2 protein-coding genes are annotated in these 1638 nt (G+C 20.3%); both read right to left on the bottom strand.

The features are described 5' to 3' along the window. Positions 1-207: 207 nt before the first annotated feature. The gene (gene corA / locus GJT96_RS00990; protein ID WP_169780379.1) at positions 208-1161 is read right to left on the bottom strand and encodes a magnesium/cobalt transporter CorA; all 954 of its coding nucleotides are present in this window, start codon (positions 1159-1161) and stop codon (positions 208-210) included. A gap of 73 nt (positions 1162-1234) precedes the next feature. Continuing rightward, on the bottom strand, positions 1235-1638 hold a 404-nt coding region (locus GJT96_RS00985), incomplete at its 5' end, for a 3'-5' exonuclease (protein WP_282097330.1).

The following is a 1638-nucleotide window of genomic DNA, read 5'->3' as shown; positions in this document are numbered from 1 at the left end:
GTATTTTATACTAGTATCTAATTTTCTAGGTTAAATTAATAATCTGTTATAACAAATATTAATTTTTTATTTAAAATGATTTAAAAAAGATTGAATATAAAAAAATATATAGGTAAATTTAATTATTATTTACCTATATTTAGATATAGTAAAATATATATTCTCTCAAAAATTTTTTTAAAAAAACATATATTAATAATTTTAATTTTATAACCATTTTTTTTTTTTAAAATAAAAATATGGTGCTAAAGCAGAAGTTATCATTATAATGATAGCATAAATATAACCATATTTCCATTTTAATTCTGGTAAAAAAGTGAAATTCATACCATAATTAGATGCAACTAATGTTGGTGGTAAAAAAATTACAGATACTAAGGAAAATATTTTAATGATTCTATTTTGTTCTATGTTAATAAATCCCATCGCAGCTTGTACTAAAAAATTAACTTTTTGAAATAATGATTCATTATGTGGTAGTAAAGATTTAATATCTCTCGAAATTTCTTTTGCTTGTTTGATTTGATTATTAGGTAATCTAGTTTTTCTCATTAAAAAATTTACTGCTCTTTGTGTATCCATTAAACATAATCGTACTTTCCATCCAACATCTTCTAATTCAGCTAAAGTAGAAAGTGCATTATCAAATTCCTCATTTTGATGACCTTTCATAATAATACAACTTAAATATTCTAAATCACTATATATATTTTCAATTCTATTTGCTAATTGTTCAATTTTAGTATCAAATATATCTAATAATAATTCATAAGGATTTCCATAAAGCATACAATGATTATGCATACGTTTTCTATATAAAAGAAATACAGATAATTCTTTTTCTCTTAAAGTATATAATCTATCATTTTTTATAGTAAAAGCGACGGTAGTAGTACCTGCACGTTCATTTTTCTTTTTATAAAAGAAAAACGAATGGATATGTAATCCTTCTTCATTTTCAAAAAATCTTGCTGATGCTTCTATATCTTCTAATTCTGGTCTAGTAGCTAAATTTTGTTTAAGTAAATAATATATTTTTTTCCTTTCATTATTCTCTGGTTGAATTAAATCAATCCATATTGCATCCAAAAGATTTTTAAAATTATTATCTAGTTTAAGATGAATTAAATATTTGTTATATATTTTATATGCATTTAACATAAAAGCTCCTAATTAAGATAATATCATATATAAAAAAATTTATATATTTTGTTAAAAAATTTAATATAAATACTTAAAAAGAAGATTTTACATAATTAGACATTATCCATTTTATTATTGTATTATCAAATTTAATTTGTAATTTTTCATTCTTCTTAAGAATTTCTATCTTTAGAATAATTCCTTGACCAAAAATTTTATGATAAACTATTTGTCCTATAAAATATTTCTTTTTTGTAAAAATAAAATCTTGTTTTGGTAAAAAATTAATTTTTTGAATGTAATTAATATTTTTTACACAATTTTGTGGTAATTCTTTAATAAATCTTGATTTTATTGAATTAATTTCTTTACCATATAAAAAACGTTTTTTTGTGTAAGTTAAAGTTAATTTTTTTTTTGCTCTAGTAATACCTACATATGCTAAACGTCTCTCTTCATTTATCGATTTTTTATCAGAAGAAACCTTATTAGGGA

It is taken from the genome of Enterobacteriaceae endosymbiont of Donacia piscatrix, assembly GCF_012569525.1.
Taxonomy (GTDB): Bacteria; Pseudomonadota; Gammaproteobacteria; order Enterobacterales; family Enterobacteriaceae.
Note: the sequence above shows the minus strand (reverse complement) of the source record. Positions and strands in the feature narration are given on the sequence as shown.

What these genes read in the sequence shown, in the direction of transcription:
- corA (WP_169780379.1), bottom strand. Translation starts at nt 1,161, where the DNA reads ATGTTAAATGCATATAAAATATATAACAAATATTTAATTCATCTTAAA.